This window comes from Psychrobacter sp. TB67, from assembly GCF_000511065.1.
Lineage (GTDB): Bacteria > Pseudomonadota > Gammaproteobacteria > Pseudomonadales > Moraxellaceae > Psychrobacter > Psychrobacter okhotskensis.
In genome coordinates this window covers 1-19,755 of record NZ_AYYA01000044.1, presented here as the reverse complement: position 1 = coordinate 19,755, position 19,755 = coordinate 1, and the positions used below count along the sequence as shown (strand labels likewise).

Here is a 19,755-nt window from a genome sequence, read left to right as displayed (position 1 = left end):
TTATTTATGAATAGCTTTATTTGGAGATAATTTATCAATATCGTTCAGTAAAATAGACACCACTAATCAAAGCTTGGCAAACAAAGCCTAGTAATCAAAGCTTAGCCATAATAAATACAGGCTAATAGCGGGTTTTCTAAAATCTATTTACATGTACGGTGTCTTTATGTCTATCTTAATGCTATCTAACGTATTCGCTAATACACTCGCAACGACTGTTTCGCGCTTGCCACTGGCTACTATCTGGACAGCAGGCAGCACACAGCAACGTACGTTAATCATGGGCGTGGCCTTAGCAGTATTGTCGAATTTGTTGTTTGGCGTACTTTATGCTTACAGCAGCTTTTTAGCGCCATTGTCAGGTACGCAAGTCTTTATCTGGCGTATGCTAGCGATGTGGGCGGGACTGATAGGCTATTTGCTAATTAGTGGGCGCTTGGGTTTGCATATGGATAAGTTAAAAGCGCTAGGTACTGTGAAGCAGTGGGCGTGGTTGTTATTGCCAACACCGATATTCCTCAGTCAGTTTTGGTTATTTATGTGGGCACCGGTCAATGGGCAAGGCGTTCAAACCGCAATGGGTTATTTCTTATTCCCACTAATGATGGTTATATTTGGCTGCGTCTTTTTTGGCGAAAAGTTAAGCCGTCTGCAATGGTTGGCGGTTGCCTTTGCCGCTGTCGGCGTCGGTAGTGAAATTGTACGTACGCACAGTGTTTCTTGGGCCACGCTTTGGGTCTGTGGCACGTATCCTATTTATTATATTTTGCGTCGTCTGCAAGGGATTGGCGCGGTGACTGGACTATTGGTTGATTTAACGATATTCGCGCCATTTGCCTTGGTTTATTTATTTTTATTCGCGCCGAGCAGTTTGAGCGTGGTAAGTGGTTCTGGTTTCTTTATTATAATGCTGGCGGGATTGGGTGTACTTAGTGTGCTGGCTATGAAAACCAACGTCGATGCCAGTCAAATGCTCCCCGTGAATGTCTATGGCATGATGAGCTATATAGAACCAGCATTATTGTTTATACTGGCCATCACCGTCTTGGGCAATCCATTTGAATCAGCAATGATTTATAGCTATGGGCTCATTTGGTTGGGTATTGCTTGTTTGATTAGCCATGGTATTCGTCAACTGCGCCGTGCTCAAAAAGAGTCGAAGATCAATAAAATAGCTCAAGCAATCTGATTTTTAACAATGCAGCTCAGTCTTATCAAAACGCTATTTTTTCAAATAAAAAAGGACGATTCAACAGTATGCTGAATCGTCCTTTTTACGTTAGAGTAAAGTGAATGGTTTCATTCATCTATTAATCTAAATGCTGTTTAAAGCCGCGCTGCTTATCACGTTCCCAATCACGGTCTTTTAGCGTTTTGCGTTTATCATGTTGCTTTTTACCCAGTGCCAAGCCAATTTGACATTTAACCAGCGAGTTTTTCCAATAACAAGACAACGGTACGCAAGCATAGCCCTTTTGATTGACAGCGCCAAACAGCTTTTCAATCTCGCGGCGATTGAGGAGTAGCTTACGGGTACGAATGCTATCAGGACTCACATGCGTTGAGCTAGATAACAATGGCTGGATATGCGCGCCAAATAAGAAGGCTTCATTATTGCGGAAGATGACATAGGCTTCAGTAATCGTCATTTTACCTGCACGAATGGCTTTGACTTCCCAGCCTTGTAGCGCCAGACCTGCTTCAAACGTCTCTTCGATGAAGTACTCGTGGCGCGCCTTTTTGTTGGCACAAATTTGATTGTCCGGTTTTCTTGATTTTTTTGACATAATTTCTCCATAAGGGCTGCAAAATATATTGCCCTTGTCTAACAGTCCTCATCCGAACCCTTTAATATGGATTGTCTTTTATTATAAATAATAAGAGGGATGAGTCGAACCGCCTATTGTAGCAAAGCAGTTCACAAAAATGTAAGTCGGCTGTTAGGACAAATGTAGCAGATGAGTATTAAGTTTGGGCAAAATTTGCTAGCATATAGCGTAATATTACCGACTACATTAGCCACGTTATGAGCCATCCTACTGCTGCCAATTCCTCAAAGCTACATACCAAAATTTTATATCCTGGTACCTTTGACCCCATTACTAATGGTCATGTCGACTTAGTCAAGCGAGCAACCAAGCTGTTCGACGAGGTCGTCATTGCCGTTGCTTCAGGTCATCATAAAAAACCGCTATTTAATTTTGAAGAGCGCGTTACCTTGGTCGAAACCGTATTTGCCGATTTACCGCAAGTATCGGTGATTGGTTTTGAAGGTCTGCTGGTCGATTTTATGCGTGAAAAAAATGCCACTGCTGTCTTGCGTGGTCTACGGGCGATGTCGGATTTTGAATATGAGTTTCAGCTGGCCAATATGAACCGCGAGCTCGATGAAAACTTTGAAGCAGTATTTTTGACCCCATCTCAGAATTATTCGTTTATCTCGTCTACCATGATTCGCGAAATTGCCAAGCTTGGTGGTGATGTGACTAAATTTGTCCCTCAGTGTGTCTCACAAGCCTTTGCTGAGAAACTTGATCTTAAATAGATAGAATATTTGCTGATAACTATTCGTCAGAATAGCTAAAACGGTCAGTATTTATTGTTATCTGTAATATATAAGGAGCAGTTTATGGCACTATTAATTACGGATGAATGCATCAACTGTGATGTCTGCGAGCCTGCCTGCCCAAATGAAGCCATCTCAGAAGGCGATGATATCTATGTCATCGATCCCGATTTATGTACCGAATGTGTTGGTCATTTTGATGAGCCACAGTGCGTGGTCATTTGTCCCGTTGACTGCATTCCTCATGACCCTAATCATGTCGAAACCGAAAGCGATTTGATGTCTAAATACAAACGTATCACTGGTCAGTAATGCGTTGCCAATCGTGCCTTTGAGTTAATAGTTATTTTAAAATAAAATCGATACGTTAAAAATCGATACATTAATAGATAGGTGCGATTGGTATAAACTTCCTTTGCTTGCTGTTATCACAGAGGCTACGAAAAACTCATCCCAGTCGCAACGTGTCCGTTCTAAAGTAAATCCACTATATAAAAATGCTAAAAACTAGGAATAATATGACGAATACGGATATTCAAATGGTAGTACGCTTTTTTAAAAATAAATGCTTGTCGTTTGAGCGCGTACTATGAGTGTTGATGCTGCTACCAGTGATTTTGATCAACAGCACCTTTGGCATCCCTACGCCAGCCTGCCGCCCACCTATCCAAATATCGTTATTGATCATGCAGAAGGCATTTATATTGTCACGCAAGATGGTACGCGTCTGATTGACGGCATGTCATCTTGGTGGGCGAGTGTCCATGGTTATAATCATCCAATGCTCAATGCCGCGATGATTGAACAATTGGGCAAAATGGCGCATGTCATGTTTGGCGGCTTGACCCATCAGCCAGCGATAGATTTAGGCAAAAAGCTGCTAGCTATTGTACCTGCTGGACTCGATGCGATATTTTATGCCGATAGCGGCAGTATCGCGGTAGAAGTGGCGCTAAAAATGGCATTGCAATATCAAATTGCCACTGCGCGTCCGCAAAAGTGCCAGTTTGCCTCAACGCACTCTGGCTATTATGGCGACACGTGGCATGCGATGAGTGTTTGCGATCCTGTTAATGGCATGCACAGCCTGTATGGTAAACAATTACCGATGCAGCACTTTGTGTCTGCGCCGCCTTTAGGATTTGAGCGCGGGCTAAATCAAACTACACGTGATGAATTAATAGTGTTTTTTGCTAAAAATAGCGATCAACTTGCCGGATTTATCATTGAGCCTATTATTCAAGGCGCAGGCGGTATGCGCTTTTATAGCCCTGAGTATTTACAACTACTGCGTCAGCTATGTGATGAGCATAACGTGCTGCTCATTGCTGATGAAATCGCCACAGGCTTTGGGCGTAGTGGCAAGCTGTTTGCTTGCGAGCATGCCGATATTAGTCCTGATATTATGACCATTGGCAAAGCACTGACGGGTGGTTATATGACCTTTGCCGCGACTTTATGTACGCGCCATATTGCTGACACCATCAGCCAAAGTGATTATCCAGCCCTGATGCATGGCCCGACCTTTATGGGAAATCCGCTGGCTTGTGCGGTCGCTTCTGCATCGATTGATTTAATTTTGTCCTATGATATCGAAGCTCGTACGGCAAATATGCAAACCGTAATGGAACAACAACTCGCGCCTGCAGCGACGTTAGCTGGCGTTGAAGAAGTACGTTGTTTGGGGGCGGTAGCCGTCATTGAGCTTAATGACGCGGTTAATATGCCAGTATTTCAATCTTTACTTATTGAACACGGCATCTGGGTACGACCCTTCGGTAAGTTGGTTTATATCATGCCGCCCTATATGACTACTGACACTGAATTAGTAACGTTATGTCAGTCATTGTTAACGGTGGTTCGTGTTTATTTAACAAAGCAAGGTCAACTATGAGCGTGCTATTTATCTCTGGTATCGATACCGATATTGGCAAGACTTACGCTACCGGCATGGTAGCAAAGGCGCTGATGCATCAAGGTGCTAACGTCATCACTCAAAAGTTGGTACAAACAGGCGTTAGCGTCAATTGTGATACTGGTGAGATGAATATTGCCGATGATATTGTCACTCATCGTCAATTGATGAATATGCCGTTGCAGCCTTGTGATTTAGACTTTACCACGTGTCCGTTTCGCTATGAGAAACCTGCGTCACCGCATTTATCTGCTGCGCTTGCTAATGCCGTTCTAGACCCTGAAATCATCACCAAGTTTACGCAGCAATTGCAACAAAGCTACGATATAGTGCTATTAGAAGGCGCAGGCGGATTGCTTGTACCGATCACTGAGCAATTATTAACCTTGGATTATATTGCCACTCAAGGTTATCCGGTCATTTTAGTCACATCAGGGCGGCTTGGTAGTATTAATCATACTTTGCTGAGTTTAGAGGCGATTAAAGCGCGTGGTTTGACGGTACATAGCGTCATTTATAACCATATTCATGACAGTGCTGCCCAGACGGATAAGCAAATAGCTGATAGCACGATTGATTATTTAAAAAACTACTTAGCGCAAAATTATCCAAACACACATTGGTTACAGCTGTCACGCCAAGATAAAGACCAGAAGAATGACAATGATTTAATATTACCGCTGAACTTTCTTTAGATCCTGATTCAAGTCATTTGGTAAAAAAGTGAAATAAACGCAAAAGATATTCCTAGACAGCCATTAGTTTTGCTATACTAGCGCGCTTGGTAGACTAGACAATCGCCGCTGCACACTGGCAACAGATGCGCAGGGGAGGAAAGTCCGGGCTACATAGGGCAGCGTGCCAGCTAACGGCTGGGCAGGGTAACTTGACGACCAGTGCAGCAGAGAGTAGACCGCCCCGCGCAAGCGAGGTAAGGGTGAAAGGGTGCGGTAAGAGCGCACCGCGTGAATGGCAACATCTCACGGCATGGTAAACTCCACGCGTAGCAAGACCAAATAGGCATCGGCATGGCGCGGCCCGCGTTCGATGCGGGTAGGTTGCTTGAGCGTATTAGCGATGATACGCCTAGAGGAATGATTGTCCACGACAGAACCCGGCTTATCGGTTTACCAATTTTTTATTGTTCGTTTTTATCGTTAGTGCTATACATATTTGCTATTAATTTGAATTAAATTCCTATTTTTTGCAGATAAACGATAATTAGGGGTTGACGACAGTCGTCTCTATCGGTATTATACCGAGCCTTAAATGGCGATGTAGCTCAGCTGGTTAGAGCGCATGACTCATAATCGTGAGGTCAAGAGTTCAAGTCTCTTCATCGCCACCATTTATAGTAAGAATAGCAGTACGAAAGAAGCCAATCCTTTGTGATTGGTTTTTTTTTGGCTAAAAAACCCAATGAAGACAATATTCTAAAGTCAGTTAGATAAATAACCGCTTATATTTACTTGCTGTTTTCTTGCTTAATCATAGGTTTATCTGTTTAGACACAGATTAATTCTTGTAACTTATGTCCCGCTTACTTATCATAGGGGCTGTTTTCGGTAAAGTCCTGTAACGCTATGTCTGTACAATTACCTCCTTATCGTCCTATTAAGCACCGTAGTGGACTGAAAGTCATGGGTGCGGCATTCCATGCATTGCTCATGCGTGAGTTGCAAACGCGTTTTGGTGGTTATCGCTTGGGCTATCTATGGGCACCGCTAGAAATCATTTTTCAAATGCTTATATTTTTAGTGATCTTTGGTGTGGTTATAGAGCGAGCTGTACCAGGAATGAGTTTCCCACTGTTTCTAGTGGCAGGAATGGTTCCCTTTCGTATGTTTCAGACTATTGCGACTAGAGCATTAGGAGCGGTTGAAGCAAATCAAGGACTGTTGATGTATAGATCAATTCGTCATATTGATGTCATAATTGCTCGCTCAGCTTTAGAGTTCATTATTTACTTTGTTACTTTAGTTATCTTATTAACCGGACTTGCTTTTTTCGGTGATTATGCCAGTTTAGCAAATCTACATATCGTACTATTTTGTTGGATTACTTTGTTTTTATTTAGTTTTGGTGTTGCTTTAATCATGATGGTTGTCGGTTTTTATGGTGGTGAAATCAGTAAAATTATTGCCATACTATTTACTATACTTTACTTCACCTCGGGTATTATTTATCCCATTCATATTATTCCAGAGCCATACTTTAGTTATTTACTCTATAATCCTTTTATCCATAATATTGAGTTAATACGTCACGCTTTTGCACCTGCTTATCCTGCTTATCATATAGATATAACGTATTTTCTGAAGTGGACGGTTGCAGTAAATTTCTTAGGTCTTCTCATGTATAAAGCAGTAGAAAGAGACTTAATACGTTCTAAATAACTCATAAAGTGTGATACCAGTTTCAACTTAGGGCAAACAAATGATTGAAATTAAAAATGTTTCTAAGTCATTTATGACCAAACAGGGTAGGCATTATCTATTTAAAGATTTGAATCTGACCATTGGTGATAAGCAAAGCGTCGGTCTACTTGGCCGTAATGGTGCGGGCAAATCAACACTATTGCGCATTATCTGTGGACTAGACAAGCCCGATCACGGAGAGATTATTACTGATTCCACTATTTCATGGCCCGTTGGTGTAGCAGGTGGATTCCAAGGTAGCTTGACGGGTCGTCAAAACGTCCGTTTTGTTTGTCGGCTTTATTCAAGCGGTCCTTATATTGATGAGAAAATTCGTTTCGTCGAAGAGTTTGCAGATATCGGAAACTATTTTGATATGCCAGTTAAAAGCTATTCTTCAGGTATGCGCGCGCGCTTAACCTTCGGCTTAAGCTTGGCATTTGATTTTGATTATTATATGTTAGATGAAGCCGGTGCCGTTGGTGATGCCGCTTTTCGTAAGCGTAGTGAAGAGATATTGGCCGCGCGACGCTCACAAGCCGGGTTTTTAATTGTATCGCATAACATCGGTGATATTAAGCGTAATTGCGATATTGGTATTGTGCTAATGGATCAAACAGCACACGTCTTTGATGACACAACAGAAGCGATTGAGGTTTATGAAAAGCATGTCCACAAAGCGAAAAAATAAGATAATTGACTTCTCGCTGTTCATTGGCTTGGTGATCCTCCCTTGGGTGTTGGTGATCTTTTATGTCATGACCCTTGCACATCCGCGCTTTATTTCGACAGCTGATGTGGTCGTGAAACAAGTGAGCGAATCTAGCGTACCTTCTGGTGGCGGTCTATCGGCCTTGTTAGGTGTGAATAGCACCAGTAAAGAAGATGCAACCTATCTGACTGAATATATATTGTCCAATGATATGGTGAAGCGCCTTGATAATAAGTTTAAGTTCCGCGAGGCTTATTATGTTGACGGTTCGGATCCTATTTACGAGATTGATCCTGATGCGTCGCAAGAAGATTTACTCGAATATTTTAAAAGTCGGGTTCATATCAATCTTGACGAACAAAGCTATGTATTGTCAGTATCGACAGAAGCCTTTGATTCAGACTACGCTTTTGAGCTTAACAAAGCGATTTTGAGTGAGTCTGAACAGTTTGTAAACCGCATTTCACAAGAGGTCGCGCGTGATCAACTGGTGTTTGCCGAGACGCAACTCGATGAATCACAGGATCGCTTGAATGATGCCAAAGAACAGTTGCTCAATTATCAAAATGAAAACGAAATTTATGACCCGCAGGCCAATGCCCAAATTGTTAATCAACTGATTGGTAGCCTACAAGCGCAGCTTAGCTCATTACGCACTGAAGAGCGACAATTGCTAAGCTATTTGAACCCAGATGCGCCGCAAGTGGTGTCGTTAAGAAGTCAAATCAAGGCAGTTGAAGAGCAGATTGCTCAAGAACAAACCAAACTAACCTCACCAAATACGACCAAATTGAACCGTCAAGCTGTACAGTTTGAGACGATTAAAGCGGATGTTGAGTTCGCCACTGAGTTATATAAGTTGTCACTATCATCGCTTGAAAAGGCCCGCTTAGAAGCCTTTAAAAAAATGAAAAACTTGATTGTAATCTCAACCCCTTATGAGGCTGAAGAAGCATCCTATCCGCGTCATATTTATATTATTTGGACATCGCTGGCATTGCTTTTGATGCTTTATGGCTTTGTACGTCTAGTAATGGCAGTGGTTCGTGACCATCGTAGCTAGCTTTGAATTTTCTTACAGGGTAAGTTTTAAAATTTTTACCCTGTAAAAAGCTAAAGATTTGATGCGCTTGGCAATCGCGAACGATTTGCCAAACCAAATACCAGTAATGATCGATAGATCTGCAAAGGAATACAACGCATGAACATGAAACCACGTCCTATCGTGACCATGATTAAGGTAATCAGCTTGACGATGGCTGCGACCAGCATCTCGGCAATAGCAGCGACCAGTTATGCGGATCAAATAGCAGGGTCTAGCTTTGGTACTAGTAGCAATAGCATGAGTCAAGACCAAAACCGCAGTAACATTAATGTCTCAACGCAAGCTTTCGCTGGTGGGGTTCCGGGTCAAGCAACGACTCAAGAAGCTGTCAATGCCGCAAGCTTACCCAGTCAGTCAGTGATTAATACCACGCGTCCTTATCAAGATATCGATACTCAAGATATGATGTTTGGTGAGCAGCTATTTCGCGGTGCGTTTTCGACGACTTCTGGTTCTACCTTTAACGACAGCTATGTGATTAATCCTGGTGATAATGTACAAGTACGAATGTGGGGCGCCTATCAATATGCCGCGACCACGACTGTAGATCCGCAAGGTAATATTTTCTTACCGAATGTTGGTCCAGTCCGTATCTCTGGTGTGCAAAATGGCAGTCTACAAAACGTGGTCAAAAGTGCGGTCAGTCGTATTTATCGCTCGAACGTCGGCGTTTATGCGTCATTAGAGCAAGCACAGCCAGTGAAAGTTTTCGTGACTGGCTTTGTCAAACAACCCGGTTATTATGGTGGGCTTGCAGCAGATTCAGTATTGTCCTATTTAGACCGTGCGGGCGGCGTTGATCCAACCCGCGGCAGTTATATTGATATCCAAATCAAACGTAATGGTCAGATGTTGCAGCAAGTCAATTTATATGATTTTTTATTGGCGGGTAAATTACAGTCATTTGCATTCCGTGATGGTGACGTCATTACTGTTGCCCCACAGAAAAAAACCTTTCAAGTGGGCGGGGAAGTTCAGAACGAATACACCTTTGAGTTTGATGTAAACGACTTAACCATCGGTGATGTACTGCAAGTGGCTAGTCCCGCAGCTAAAGCTACCAACGTTAGCATCACTCGCAGTGCAGGACGCGCGCAAACCGCAGAATATTACTCCCTTGCAGAAGCGCAGAATGTTCCTGTCTATAATGGCGATCAGATGGTGGTTACCTCAGATCGTTATGCCGGCACCATCGCCGTACAAGTTAAAGGCGCACATACGGGTAATGGTGCCATGGTTGTGCCTTATGGTGCTCGTCTAAAAGACATCGTCCCCCAGTTGCAACCAAGCCCATTGGCAAAGCTGACGCATTTAACGATTTATCGTGAGTCTGTTGCTGAACAGCAAAAACGCATGATTAACGAATCGCTGGATCGTTTGGAAGAATTGACGCTTGCCAGTCAATCGACGACGCGTGAAGAGGCGGCATTGCGTCAAGACGATGCCAATTTGGTTAAGCAGTTTGTCGCCAAAGCCCGTAATGTTAAAACCACTGGTCAAATCGTCGTCGTACCGAATTCGTGGCAGGATATTATTCTGCAGCAAGGTGATATTATTGAGATACCGGCGCAAACTTCCGTTATTACGGTTAACGGTCAAGTACGAGCACAAGGGGCGCTAACCTTTAACCCAGATTATACGGTTGGTGATTATGTTGCCAATTCAGGCGGTTTCTCTGACAATGCTGATGTTAAAGAGATCTTAGTTGTTCATCAAAATGGGGCCAGTGAAGTGGTTAATACCGCTTACCGTATTCAACAGGGTGATGAGATCATGGTATTACCGAAAGTCAAAACCAAACGTGTAGAAATCGCCCGTGGTTTATCGCAAATACTTTATCAGTTAGCCATTGCAGCCAAAGTTGTACTAGATTTATAGTCACTCCTATATAACTTGAATAAGGTATCGAAAATGGCAAAAAGTGTGATAAATAAGGATAAGATGCCGCTGGCGTCACCCTTTATTGACGCACTATTTTTGCCATCAATGAAATCTAATTTATTGCCATCCAAATTATTGTCATCTAATTTATTAAAACCTGAATGGTTGGAATCTAACGCACCCAAACGTCTGGCGGTAGTCGGTAAAGGAATGCGCCGTAACAACCTTTTACTTTCAGACGTCTTACGAGCAGACCTACAGCGTTGGTATCCTTGGTCAGCTTTACAACAGCGCTTTAACGTAGGGTCTGAAACCCCGGATGCTTTTATCGGTTGGGGTCATAAAAAAAGCTATCAACGAGCAAAGCGCGCCGCCAACCGGCAAGGGCTGCCGACATTAAGTATTGAAGATGGCTTCTTACGTTCGCTAGATTCTGGGCTTAGTAGCCGCTATGGATTAAGTGTGGTTATTGATGATATCGGTATCTACTTTGATTCGACGCAGCGCTCACGCCTTGAACAGCTAATTATTCAACGTGCTCATGATTATTCAAGTGCGCATGACTTATTGTCAGACAACAAGCGCGCGCAAGCCTTAATGGCGCGTATTTGCAACGCTAAATTAAGCAAATACAATGCAGTGATTGCAAGTCCCTCATTAGATGACTTGGTGACCGAGAAAAATTCTAATATAGCGCCCACTGCTCCAAAAACGCATGTGTTGTTAATTGATCAAGTCGTTGGTGATGCCTCTATCAAAGGCGCGGGTGCTGATGGTAAGCAGTTCAAGCGCATGTTAAAAGCTGCTTGCCGTAATCACCCTCATGCCCATATTTGGATCAAAGCCCATCCTGCAGCAAAATCAGGATACCTGACCCGTTTAAAACGACCTAAAAACGTTCGACTGTTAACCCAAGCGCTTAATCCTATCGAGTTGTTGGCGCAAGTTAGCGATGTTTATACCGTCAGCTCGCACATGGGTTTTGAGGCACTAATGCTCGGCAAGACAGTGCATTGTTTTGGCGTTAATTGGTATAGTGGTTGGGGCCTGACCGATGACAGCGGTGCACCAAAGCGCTTGCTTAAAGTAGTAAAGAAGCGCCGTCAAGCGTTTGCTGCTGCCATGCTGCCGCCTGAAAAATTAACAGAATCAGGGCGACTTTCTAAGTTATTGGCAAAACCATGGAAAATACCTGAACGCCTGCCTAACCAGCGAAACAAACAATCCTCTAATAGCCTTACGGTTACGTTAGAAAGCTTATTTTATAGTGCTTATATCGATTATAGTGCCTATGTAGATCCAGCCACCAAGCAAGCCTGCGAGATTGATACCGCCATTGAGTGGTTAATCACCAATCGTTATTGGCAAGGACGTCTTGAGGGTAATTTAACGGTATATGAGTTTAGCCGTTGGAAACTGCCCTTTGTGAAAGCTTTTGTCCATCTACCTCGTACCACTTTGTTTGTAAAACCCAAGCCACGCCTCAAAAATTTACTGCATCCTGATCACTTGCGTGTTAATTATCAGCAGCCGCTACTGGTATGGGGCCTAGCCAAGCGCCAGCAAGTACAAAAGAAACGACAAAGTAAATTGGCTGAGCAACGTTCAGATATTCCAGCTATTTACTGTATGGAAGATGGGTTTATTCGCTCAAATGGTTTGGGGGCTACCTTATTAGCACCGTTGTCTGTCGTTATAGACAAGCAAGGCATTTATTATGATGCAACGCGGCCGTCAGATTTGGAAGCGCTATTACGTCACTGTGAGGCCTTGACGCCAAAGCAGTGTGCACGAGTAGAGTCACTGCGAGGCAAGCTGCTGACTCAGCGGGTCAGCAAGTACAATGTTGGCATGAATGTAGATGGCGCTGATGATCAACAGATCTCTTGGATGCAAGACGCTAAGCTATCTGGGAAATCCCGTGTTCTTATTGTCGGGCAAGTAGAAGACGACTTATCGGTACAGTATTGTGGTTCAACGATTAAAACCAACAGTGGTTTGATTGAGCGTGTACGCCAAGACAATCCTGATGCTTATCTGATTTATAAGCCGCATCCAGATGTTGAGGCGGGATTACGTGCAGGGAAGGTAACCGCCGCGCATCTAAAACAGGTACAAGCGGTCGCTTATGATACCGCAGTGCCGGACTGTTTAGAGAGTGTTGATGAGGTGCATACTATTAGCTCATTGACAGGTTTTGAAGCCTTGCTTCGTGGTTTAGACGTTACTTGTTACGGCTTACCGTTTTATGCCGGCTGGGGTTTAACGACAGATATGGATGCCCAATTATCACCGAAAGCTGACTATTTAGAGAGACGAAAACGACAGACGTCGTTGACGCTTGAACAACTGCTACACTGTACGTTAATAGACTACCCTTTGTATCGCCTTCCCAATGGTTATGGACTGGCGCAAGTCGAGCAAGTGATTGACTATTTGTATCCACCGAAAAATAACGATCTTGCCGCAAAGCAAAACCAGATAAATAATGCTTCGGTGAAGACAAGTGCCACGTCAAAAAAACCTTTAGCCATAATCAGCCAGATACCTAGCCAATTTAAGCGTCGTGCTGCCACGCATTTTATGCAACAGCGTCATCAATGGCAGCAGCGCTTACGTAAATTATCTCGTTAATAAACGCCAAGTACCTCTTATAAATCCATTGCGACAAGCAAGGGTTTTTTCGGTATAATTGTTTGTCATTTAGGGTTATTTACTCAATCCCTTTGCCTCTCTTTTGTCTGTCTATTCTTCAATCAATGGTAATCTAATACTATGGCAGCTTCGATGTCTCATTTGCTTACTCATCGACACGTCTTGCTGTTACAGGGAAAGATGGGCGGCTTTTTCAATCGCTTTTCTACATTTTTGCAGACTCAAAATATTCAAGTAAGTAAAATCAACTTTAATGCCGGTGATGCGTTTTTTTATAGCCATCCTAATACACATGAGTACACAGGTACTTTGGCGCAGTTTTCGTCTTGGCTGCAGGCCTTTATTAGCGAGCATAATATTGATGCGATTGTGTGTTTTGGTGACTGCCGCCCGCATCATACACAAGCGTCGTGCATCAGTGAAAAGTTAGGCACTTCATTTTTTGTGTTCGAAGAAGGCTATTTGCGACCCGATTATATTACCTTGCAGGAGTACGGTATTAATGGTAATTCGCGGTTAAAAATTGCCGATATTAAAGCGTTGAATAAGGCCAATGATAAGCCGTTATATACGCACAATCGATTTTATCGCTTGAGTATCGCCGCCATCGTTTACTACATTATTGCTTGGCTATACAAGAGTCGCTATCCCCATTATTCGCATTACCGAGGTATGACAGCGTGGCAAGAGGCAATAGCATGGTTAAAAGCGCCATGGCGTAAGCTGCGCGGCTATGTACCTGACAAACAACTACAAAAGAGACTGACCAAACAAGAAAGTGATAATTACTTCTTGATTAGCCTACAAGTACACAATGACTCGCAGATTACTCATCACAGTAATTATCGTGATGTGGTGCAGTTCATTGACGAAGCCATCGCAAGCTTTGCAGGTCATGCTCATGAGGCGCATTTATTGGTATTTAAGCACCATCCGTTAGATCGCGGTCATCGAGATTATCGAGAATTGGTCTGCAGTTTGGCTGCGCGCTATCAGGTCAGTCATCGCGTTTTTTATGGCTGCGATATGCATCTGCCAACCTTGATGAAGCATAGTATTGGTATGGTGACGATTAATAGTACGACAGGGCTACAGTCGGTATATCACAAAAAACCTACCAAGGTTATGGGTCGCGCGATTTACGACACCCCAAAACTGACAGACCCAAAGCCGCTTGATGATTTTTGGCGGCATCCCAAAAGCCCAGATAATGAGTTTTATTTAAGGTTTCGTGAATATCTGATTGAACAGACGCAAATCAATGGCGCTTTTTATGGCAAATCACCCTGGATGTATAAGTATTTAAAGCCAACGGATGCCACTAGCATAAGTTCTGATACCGCTAAATAACTTATCAGACAGAGCCAGCCAATGATGTCTTGGTTAAATTAAAGCCATTAATATTGCGTTGTAAAATGTTAATCTAAGCACTTATTTAATCGTTAACACTACTCAGTCGTTAATGTCAGTAGCCATTCCAATCCCTGCTAATAAAATCGCCTTACTTTACAGTGGAAAACTGCTAGAATACCTGCATACATCGGTACGCTTTAGCAATGGCTATTATTACCATTGTGCGAACCGATCATTACTCCAACATCCATTATTTAGTAGGCGCTTTGTGACTGCATTAGCCAATATTCGTAACTTTTCTATTATTGCCCACATTGATCATGGCAAATCGACCCTTGCCGATCGTTTTATTCAGATGTGTGGCGCGCTGCAAGATCGCGAGATGCAGGCGCAAGTCCTTGATTCCATGGATATTGAGCGTGAGCGCGGTATCACGATTAAAGCACAGTCGGTGACGCTGTATTATGATCATCCAAACGGTGAGCGCTATCAGCTAAACTTTATTGATACCCCGGGTCACGTCGATTTCTCTTATGAAGTCTCACGCTCACTAGCGGCTTGTGAAGGCGCACTATTGGTTGTAGATGCGGCTCAGGGCGTGGAGGCACAATCGGTCGCCAACTGTTATACCGCAGTGGATCAAGGTTTAGAGGTGATGGCAGTCTTAAATAAGATTGATCTACCACAAGTTGAGCCTGAGCGCGTCATTCAAGAGATTGAAGATATCATTGGCATCGATGCCGTTGATGCGCCGCGCGTGTCGGCGAAATCAGGTCTTGGCGTTGATAAATTACTCGAAGCCTTGGTTGAGTTTATTCCTGCGCCAACGGGTGACCGTGACGCACCGCTACAAGCGTTAATTATCGATTCATGGTTTGATAATTATTTGGGCGTCGTATCACTAGTACGTGTCCGCCAAGGTACCATAAAAAAAGGTGACAAACTTTATATTAAATCGACCAAAGATGCGCATTTGGTCGGATCCATTGGTGTATTTACCCCAAAACCATTAGATACAGGTATCTTACAAGCGGGTGAAGTTGGCTTTATTATTGCGGGTATCAAGGATATTGCTGGCGCGCCAGTGGGTGATACGATTACGCATGCCAGTACGCCAGATGTTGATCGTATTCCTGGATTTAAACAGATTACCCCGCAAGTATATGCCGGTATGTTCCCTGTTGAATCTACGGATTTTGAAAAGTTCCGTGAAGCGCTGCAAAAATTGCAAATTAATGATGCGTCATTGTTTTTTGAGCCAGACACTTCTGATGCACTAGGTTTTGGTTTCCGTTGTGGCTTCCTCGGCATGCTGCATATGGAGATTATCCAAGAGCGTTTAGAGCGCGAATATGACTTGGATTTGATTACCACTGCGCCGTCAGTTATCTACGAGATTGTAAAAAAAGATGGCAGTATTATTTACGTTGATAACCCATCAAGATTGCCCGAACCGAATAATATCGAAGAGTTCCGTGAGCCGATTGCCCGCTGTCAGATTTTAGTACCGCAGGATTATCTCGGTAACGTAATGACGCTTTGTATTGAGCGCCGCGGCGTACAGGTAGATATGCGCTTTATGGGTCGTCAAGTACAGCTGATCTTTGATATTCCGATGGGGGAGGTGGTCATGGACTTCTTTGACCGTCTAAAATCAGTATCGCGTGGTTTTGCGTCACTTGATTATAATTTTGAGCGTTATCAAGTGGATAAATTGGTTAAGGTAGATGTATTAATCAATGGTGAGAAAGTCGATGCACTTGCCATGATTGTGCACGAAACCCAATCGCGTTATCGTGGTAATGCGCTCGTTGGTAAGATGAAAGAGCTGATCCCACGTCAGATGTTTGATGTCGCTATTCAAGCGGCAATTGGTAGCCAGATTATCGGACGTAGTACCGTAAAAGCCATGCGTAAAGACGTCTTGGCTAAATGTTATGGCGGTGATGTGTCGCGTAAGAAAAAGCTGCTCTCAAAACAGAAAGCCGGTAAAAAGCGCATGAAGCAAGTGGGTAATGTCGAGATTCCACAAGAAGCCTTCTTAGCGGTACTGCAGGTAGATTAGATTATTAATAGACGAATATCGTGGCTGGTTTTACCGATATCATCGTTGGATAAGTAGCTCGCTAATAGGCAATTAAGTATGGATTTTGATTTTAATTTGATTTTAGTGCCATTAACTATTGGCTTGGGTATTATTTGGCTATTGGATAAGCTGGCGCTAAAACAGCGTAAAACACGTGGCCGCGGCCAAGAGAGCTTACTGGTACGTTGGGCCTATGATTTTTTCCCCGTATTGGCAGTAGTATTAATAGTTCGCTCATTTTTAATTGAGCCTTTTAATATTCCGTCCTCATCCATGGTACCAACTTTATATACTGGCGATTTTATTGCCGTCAATAAATATGCTTATGGAGTGCGCCTGCCGCTGACTTACAATAAGGTATTGGATACTGGCGAGCCGGAACATGGCGACGTGGCGGTCTTTCGCTACCCTGAAAACCCTAGTATTTATTATATCAAACGTGTCATTGGCTTGCCGGGTGACACAGTCAGCTATGATCAAGGTACGCTTGCTATCAATGATGTGCCTGTAACGACCAAATCTATTGATTTTGATGCCAATGCTGAGCTAACAGCACAGCTGTACCCTGCCGGACAAGTTGCCCCAGGACAAGTGCTGACGGAAGAAAATGCGGCAGCAATGGGTCAGCAAGAAGAGGGTGAAGCGCAGTATTTTCAAGAAACACAGGGTGAGCATGAGCATCTCGTTCGTTACTTGAAAGGCATGAATAGCTCACAGTATGCGCCCTTTTTGCAGCAACAAGCACCAGAAGTGGTTAGCTCAGAGGGTAACGAGTGGCGTATTAAAGTTCCTGAAGGTAATTATTTTGTGATGGGTGATAACCGTGATCGCAGTGCCGACGGCCGTTTTTGGGGCTTTGTCCCTGATGAAAACCTAGCAGGCAAGGCTGTTTATATTTGGATGCATAAGCCACCAGGTCTCAATTTGCCCACCTTTGCACGTAACGGCGCTATTGATTAAAGTTCTGAAGCGATTAAATTTATAAAGTGATTAAAGTTATAAAGCAATAGCGGCTTGATGCGTCGGTCGTAGGCTGACTTATCAATAATAGTTTCGTGCTAATATTATGATTATCGATTGAATTGAGGGCATGCTGTAGTTAAGTGCTCAATAATAATATAATAATTTACCCGTTGAGAGGTGTTATGGTGCAGCAGTTATCTGGTTTGTCGACCCAGCGCGGAGCTAGTGTGACTAGCATTGTTTTATTCATTATTGTTCTCGGTATTGCCGTCAAATTGATAATTGCTATTGTACCGGCACAGATTGGTGATTATCAGCTGACCAAGCTTTTAGGAATGGAGCTTAAAGAAGCCAATGACAAAGGTGAGACGGCCAAGCAATTCGTCGAGCGTGTGAATCGGCAGCTATCTATCAATGCTGATTATGATACCAATGCAGAAGAGGTGTTTACTTTCACCAACAAAAAAACCGGTCAGTTGGCTATTTATAAGAAATATGAAGAAACCAACAACCTTTTCGGTAACGTCGATATTGTCAATCGCTTTGAAGGTGACATTGACGCAACCGTGACAGAGTAACCTGAATAGGCAGAGTGCTTATCTGTTATTTATTTAGCAAAAATTATTTACTTTTATATTTTTTAATAGCGATTAGTTATTAACTAATCACTATTAACCAGTCATTATTGACCAATTACTTCAGTAAAACAAAAGGGATAACCACAAGCCTCGCATGAAACCAACTTCGCAGCACTCTCAGGCGCTTCCTACCTCCCAAACAAATGACCCGTCTGTTGACACGCTTATTGTTAGCTCAGAATTCATCCAACGCCTAGCGATATTAACGCGCAAACTGGGTTATGTGTTTAATAACCTTACGCTTCCCAAGCTGGCACTGACTCATCGCTCGTTCGATAGCAAAAAAAACTACGAACGTTTAGAGTTTTTGGGCGATGCGCTATTGGGTATGATTGTGGGTGAGGCTTTATACCATCGTTATCCCAGTCAAAACGAAGGGCGATTGACGCGTATGCGTGCCACCTTAGTACGTCAAGAGTCACTGGTCATCATTGCTCAAAACTTAGAGCTTTCCAACCACCTCATATTAGGGGTAGGTGAGCGCAAGGGTGGCGGTCGTAATCGCGCCTCTATACTAGCCGATGCTGTAGAGTCGCTGATTGGCGCTATCTATCTAGACAGTCAGGATATGACTATTACTCGTGATTGCGTGCTCTCATGGTATGGCGATCTGATCGATAATGTCAACGACCAAAAAGCCCTAAAAGATGCTAAGAGCCGCTTGCAAGAATGGCTGCAATCTAAACAATTCGATTTGCCACATTATGAGCTGATGGAAACGCGTGGCAATGCACCACACCAAATTTTTGTGGTGCGCTGTCAGGTAAATATTAGTAATTGTCCTGATATTACTGAATCGGGTGAGAGTCGCCGTATTGCTGAGCAAAAAGCAGCAGAGCTAATGATTAACCAGCTACATAAACTGCCAAGCTTGCCAAAAACTCGCTCATAATCTAAATCTTAAAGCCATATTTTATAAAACTTGGATTCAACATTGAAGTGCAACGCACCCGAAGCTAGATTTTACCTCAAGAGGCGTTCTAAACCCTAGCACCTTTCTAGGTCGATTATTTAAATTATCCTCAATCGACTGAACTAAGTGCGTGCATAGGTTATCAAGACGCATCGACTTAGGTAGGAACTGACGAATTAACCCATTGGTATTCTCATTCGTGCCGCGCTCCCAGGAATGATAAGGCTGAGCAAAGTAAATATCAGCCTTCAACGCTGTTGCCATCGTTTCATGGTCAGCAAACTCTTTACCGTTATCAAAGGTGATACTTAACGCCTGTTCACCTTTTAGCATGCCAATACAAGCTTGTGTGACGGCTACTGCCTTGCGATTGGGTAGCGCTTTGATCTTAGTCTCTCGAGTTGTTCTATCCACTAGAGTGACAAGCACACCTTGATGTCCACGACCAACCACCGTATCCCCTTCATAATCGCCCATACGACTGCGCGCTTCAATGATACTGGGACGGTCATTGATATCACAGCGGTTCGCTATCTTTCCGCGCCTATCAT

17 protein-coding genes, 1 tRNA gene and 1 other RNA gene are annotated in these 19,755 nt (G+C 43.3%); 17 read left to right on the top strand and 2 right to left on the bottom strand.

Going from position 1 to position 19,755, the window contains the following annotated elements; translation table 11 throughout:
* Window positions 1-166 precede the first annotated feature (166 nt).
* Complete coding sequence (gene rarD, locus W293_RS0106355; protein ID WP_240990804.1) at window positions 167-1,189, top strand: EamA family transporter RarD; 1,023 nt, start codon at window positions 167-169, stop codon at window positions 1,187-1,189.
* Between the two features lie 121 nt (window positions 1,190-1,310).
* Here rarD and smpB read toward each other — a convergent pair whose 3' ends face one another.
* A complete protein-coding gene (smpB, locus tag W293_RS0106350; RefSeq protein WP_025651629.1) occupies window positions 1,311-1,787 on the bottom strand; it encodes an SsrA-binding protein SmpB in 477 nt (158 codons plus the stop codon).
* 239 nt (window positions 1,788-2,026) lie between these two features.
* On the opposite strand from smpB, the gene coaD reads away from it, so the two are divergent.
* The 16 genes from coaD (at window position 2,027) to rnc (ending at window position 19,183) form a co-directional block, all read left to right on the top strand.
* A complete protein-coding gene (coaD, locus tag W293_RS0106345) occupies window positions 2,027-2,545 on the top strand; it encodes a pantetheine-phosphate adenylyltransferase (protein WP_025651628.1) in 519 nt (172 codons plus the stop codon).
* A gap of 84 nt (window positions 2,546-2,629) precedes the next feature.
* Window positions 2,630-2,878, top strand: a complete 249-nt coding sequence (locus W293_RS0106340) for a YfhL family 4Fe-4S dicluster ferredoxin (protein WP_025651626.1) — start codon at window positions 2,630-2,632, stop codon at window positions 2,876-2,878.
* Between the two features lie 277 nt (window positions 2,879-3,155).
* The gene (gene bioA / locus W293_RS0106335) at window positions 3,156-4,460 is read left to right on the top strand and encodes an adenosylmethionine--8-amino-7-oxononanoate transaminase (RefSeq protein ID WP_025651625.1); all 1,305 of its coding nucleotides are present in this window, start codon (window positions 3,156-3,158) and stop codon (window positions 4,458-4,460) included.
* Window positions 4,457-5,176: a dethiobiotin synthase gene (gene bioD, locus W293_RS0106330; protein ID WP_025651624.1), complete on the top strand. Its 720-nt coding sequence runs from the start codon at window positions 4,457-4,459 to the stop codon at window positions 5,174-5,176. Before bioA ends, bioD begins: the two co-directional genes overlap by 4 nt.
* Before the next feature lie 86 nt (window positions 5,177-5,262).
* Window positions 5,263-5,619: RNase P RNA component class A (gene rnpB, locus W293_RS16725), an RNA gene on the top strand.
* Between the two features lie 133 nt (window positions 5,620-5,752).
* Window positions 5,753-5,829: transfer RNA gene (locus tag W293_RS0106325), tRNA-Met, on the top strand.
* A 235-nt stretch (window positions 5,830-6,064) separates the two neighbouring features.
* Window positions 6,065-6,877: an ABC transporter permease gene (locus W293_RS0106320; RefSeq protein ID WP_025651623.1), complete on the top strand. Its 813-nt coding sequence runs from the start codon at window positions 6,065-6,067 to the stop codon at window positions 6,875-6,877.
* Window positions 6,878-6,917: 40 nt separating this feature from the next.
* A complete protein-coding gene (locus tag W293_RS0106315; RefSeq protein WP_025651622.1) occupies window positions 6,918-7,589 on the top strand; it encodes an ABC transporter ATP-binding protein in 672 nt (223 codons plus the stop codon).
* Window positions 7,567-8,673, top strand: a complete 1,107-nt coding sequence (locus W293_RS0106310) for a capsule biosynthesis protein (RefSeq protein WP_227502344.1) — start codon at window positions 7,567-7,569, stop codon at window positions 8,671-8,673. Before W293_RS0106315 ends, W293_RS0106310 begins: the two co-directional genes overlap by 23 nt.
* A 138-nt stretch (window positions 8,674-8,811) precedes the next feature.
* The gene (locus W293_RS0106305; protein WP_025651620.1) at window positions 8,812-10,593 is read left to right on the top strand and encodes a polysaccharide biosynthesis/export family protein; all 1,782 of its coding nucleotides are present in this window, start codon (window positions 8,812-8,814) and stop codon (window positions 10,591-10,593) included.
* Between the two features lie 33 nt (window positions 10,594-10,626).
* Complete coding sequence (locus tag W293_RS0106300) at window positions 10,627-13,230, top strand: capsular polysaccharide biosynthesis protein (protein WP_025651619.1); 2,604 nt, start codon at window positions 10,627-10,629, stop codon at window positions 13,228-13,230.
* A 153-nt stretch (window positions 13,231-13,383) separates the two neighbouring features.
* Window positions 13,384-14,601 carry a capsule biosynthesis protein gene (locus tag W293_RS0106295; RefSeq protein WP_227502343.1) on the top strand — a complete coding sequence of 406 codons (1,218 nt, stop codon included), beginning with the start codon at window positions 13,384-13,386 and terminating at the stop codon, window positions 14,599-14,601.
* A 271-nt stretch (window positions 14,602-14,872) separates the two neighbouring features.
* A complete protein-coding gene (gene lepA, locus W293_RS0106290; RefSeq protein ID WP_025651617.1) occupies window positions 14,873-16,669 on the top strand; it encodes a translation elongation factor 4 in 1,797 nt (598 codons plus the stop codon).
* Between the two features lie 78 nt (window positions 16,670-16,747).
* On the top strand, window positions 16,748-17,650 hold the full coding sequence (gene lepB, locus W293_RS0106285) for a signal peptidase I (protein WP_025651616.1): 903 nt from the start codon (window positions 16,748-16,750) through the stop codon (window positions 17,648-17,650).
* Between the two features lie 185 nt (window positions 17,651-17,835).
* Window positions 17,836-18,231 carry a DUF4845 domain-containing protein gene (locus tag W293_RS0106280; RefSeq protein WP_025651615.1) on the top strand — a complete coding sequence of 132 codons (396 nt, stop codon included), beginning with the start codon at window positions 17,836-17,838 and terminating at the stop codon, window positions 18,229-18,231.
* 154 nt (window positions 18,232-18,385) lie between these two features.
* Window positions 18,386-19,183: a ribonuclease III gene (gene rnc, locus W293_RS0106275; protein WP_025651614.1), complete on the top strand. Its 798-nt coding sequence runs from the start codon at window positions 18,386-18,388 to the stop codon at window positions 19,181-19,183.
* Between the two features lie 36 nt (window positions 19,184-19,219).
* Here the strand turns inward: rnc and W293_RS0106270 are convergent.
* Window positions 19,220-19,755: IS30 family transposase (locus tag W293_RS0106270; protein WP_025651613.1), on the bottom strand; the 536-nt coding region annotated here is incomplete at its 5' end.

Excerpts from the sequence above, each read along its gene's own strand:
- rarD (WP_240990804.1), top strand. The coding sequence starts at position 167 with ATGTCTATCTTAATGCTATCTAACGTATTCGCTAATACACTCGCAACG.
- smpB (WP_025651629.1), bottom strand. The coding sequence starts at position 1,787 with ATGTCAAAAAAATCAAGAAAACCGGACAATCAAATTTGTGCCAACAAA.
- coaD (WP_025651628.1), top strand. The coding sequence starts at position 2,027 with ATGAGCCATCCTACTGCTGCCAATTCCTCAAAGCTACATACCAAAATT.
- W293_RS0106340 (WP_025651626.1), top strand. The coding sequence starts at position 2,630 with ATGGCACTATTAATTACGGATGAATGCATCAACTGTGATGTCTGCGAG.
- bioA (WP_025651625.1), top strand. The coding sequence starts at position 3,156 with ATGAGTGTTGATGCTGCTACCAGTGATTTTGATCAACAGCACCTTTGG.
- bioD (WP_025651624.1), top strand. The coding sequence starts at position 4,457 with ATGAGCGTGCTATTTATCTCTGGTATCGATACCGATATTGGCAAGACT.
- W293_RS0106320 (WP_025651623.1), top strand. The coding sequence starts at position 6,065 with ATGTCTGTACAATTACCTCCTTATCGTCCTATTAAGCACCGTAGTGGA.
- W293_RS0106315 (WP_025651622.1), top strand. The coding sequence starts at position 6,918 with ATGATTGAAATTAAAAATGTTTCTAAGTCATTTATGACCAAACAGGGT.
- W293_RS0106310 (WP_227502344.1), top strand. The coding sequence starts at position 7,567 with ATGTCCACAAAGCGAAAAAATAAGATAATTGACTTCTCGCTGTTCATT.
- W293_RS0106305 (WP_025651620.1), top strand. The coding sequence starts at position 8,812 with ATGAACATGAAACCACGTCCTATCGTGACCATGATTAAGGTAATCAGC.
- W293_RS0106300 (WP_025651619.1), top strand. The coding sequence starts at position 10,627 with ATGGCAAAAAGTGTGATAAATAAGGATAAGATGCCGCTGGCGTCACCC.
- W293_RS0106295 (WP_227502343.1), top strand. The coding sequence starts at position 13,384 with ATGTCTCATTTGCTTACTCATCGACACGTCTTGCTGTTACAGGGAAAG.
- lepB (WP_025651616.1), top strand. The coding sequence starts at position 16,748 with ATGGATTTTGATTTTAATTTGATTTTAGTGCCATTAACTATTGGCTTG.
- W293_RS0106280 (WP_025651615.1), top strand. The coding sequence starts at position 17,836 with ATGGTGCAGCAGTTATCTGGTTTGTCGACCCAGCGCGGAGCTAGTGTG.
- rnc (WP_025651614.1), top strand. The coding sequence starts at position 18,386 with ATGAAACCAACTTCGCAGCACTCTCAGGCGCTTCCTACCTCCCAAACA.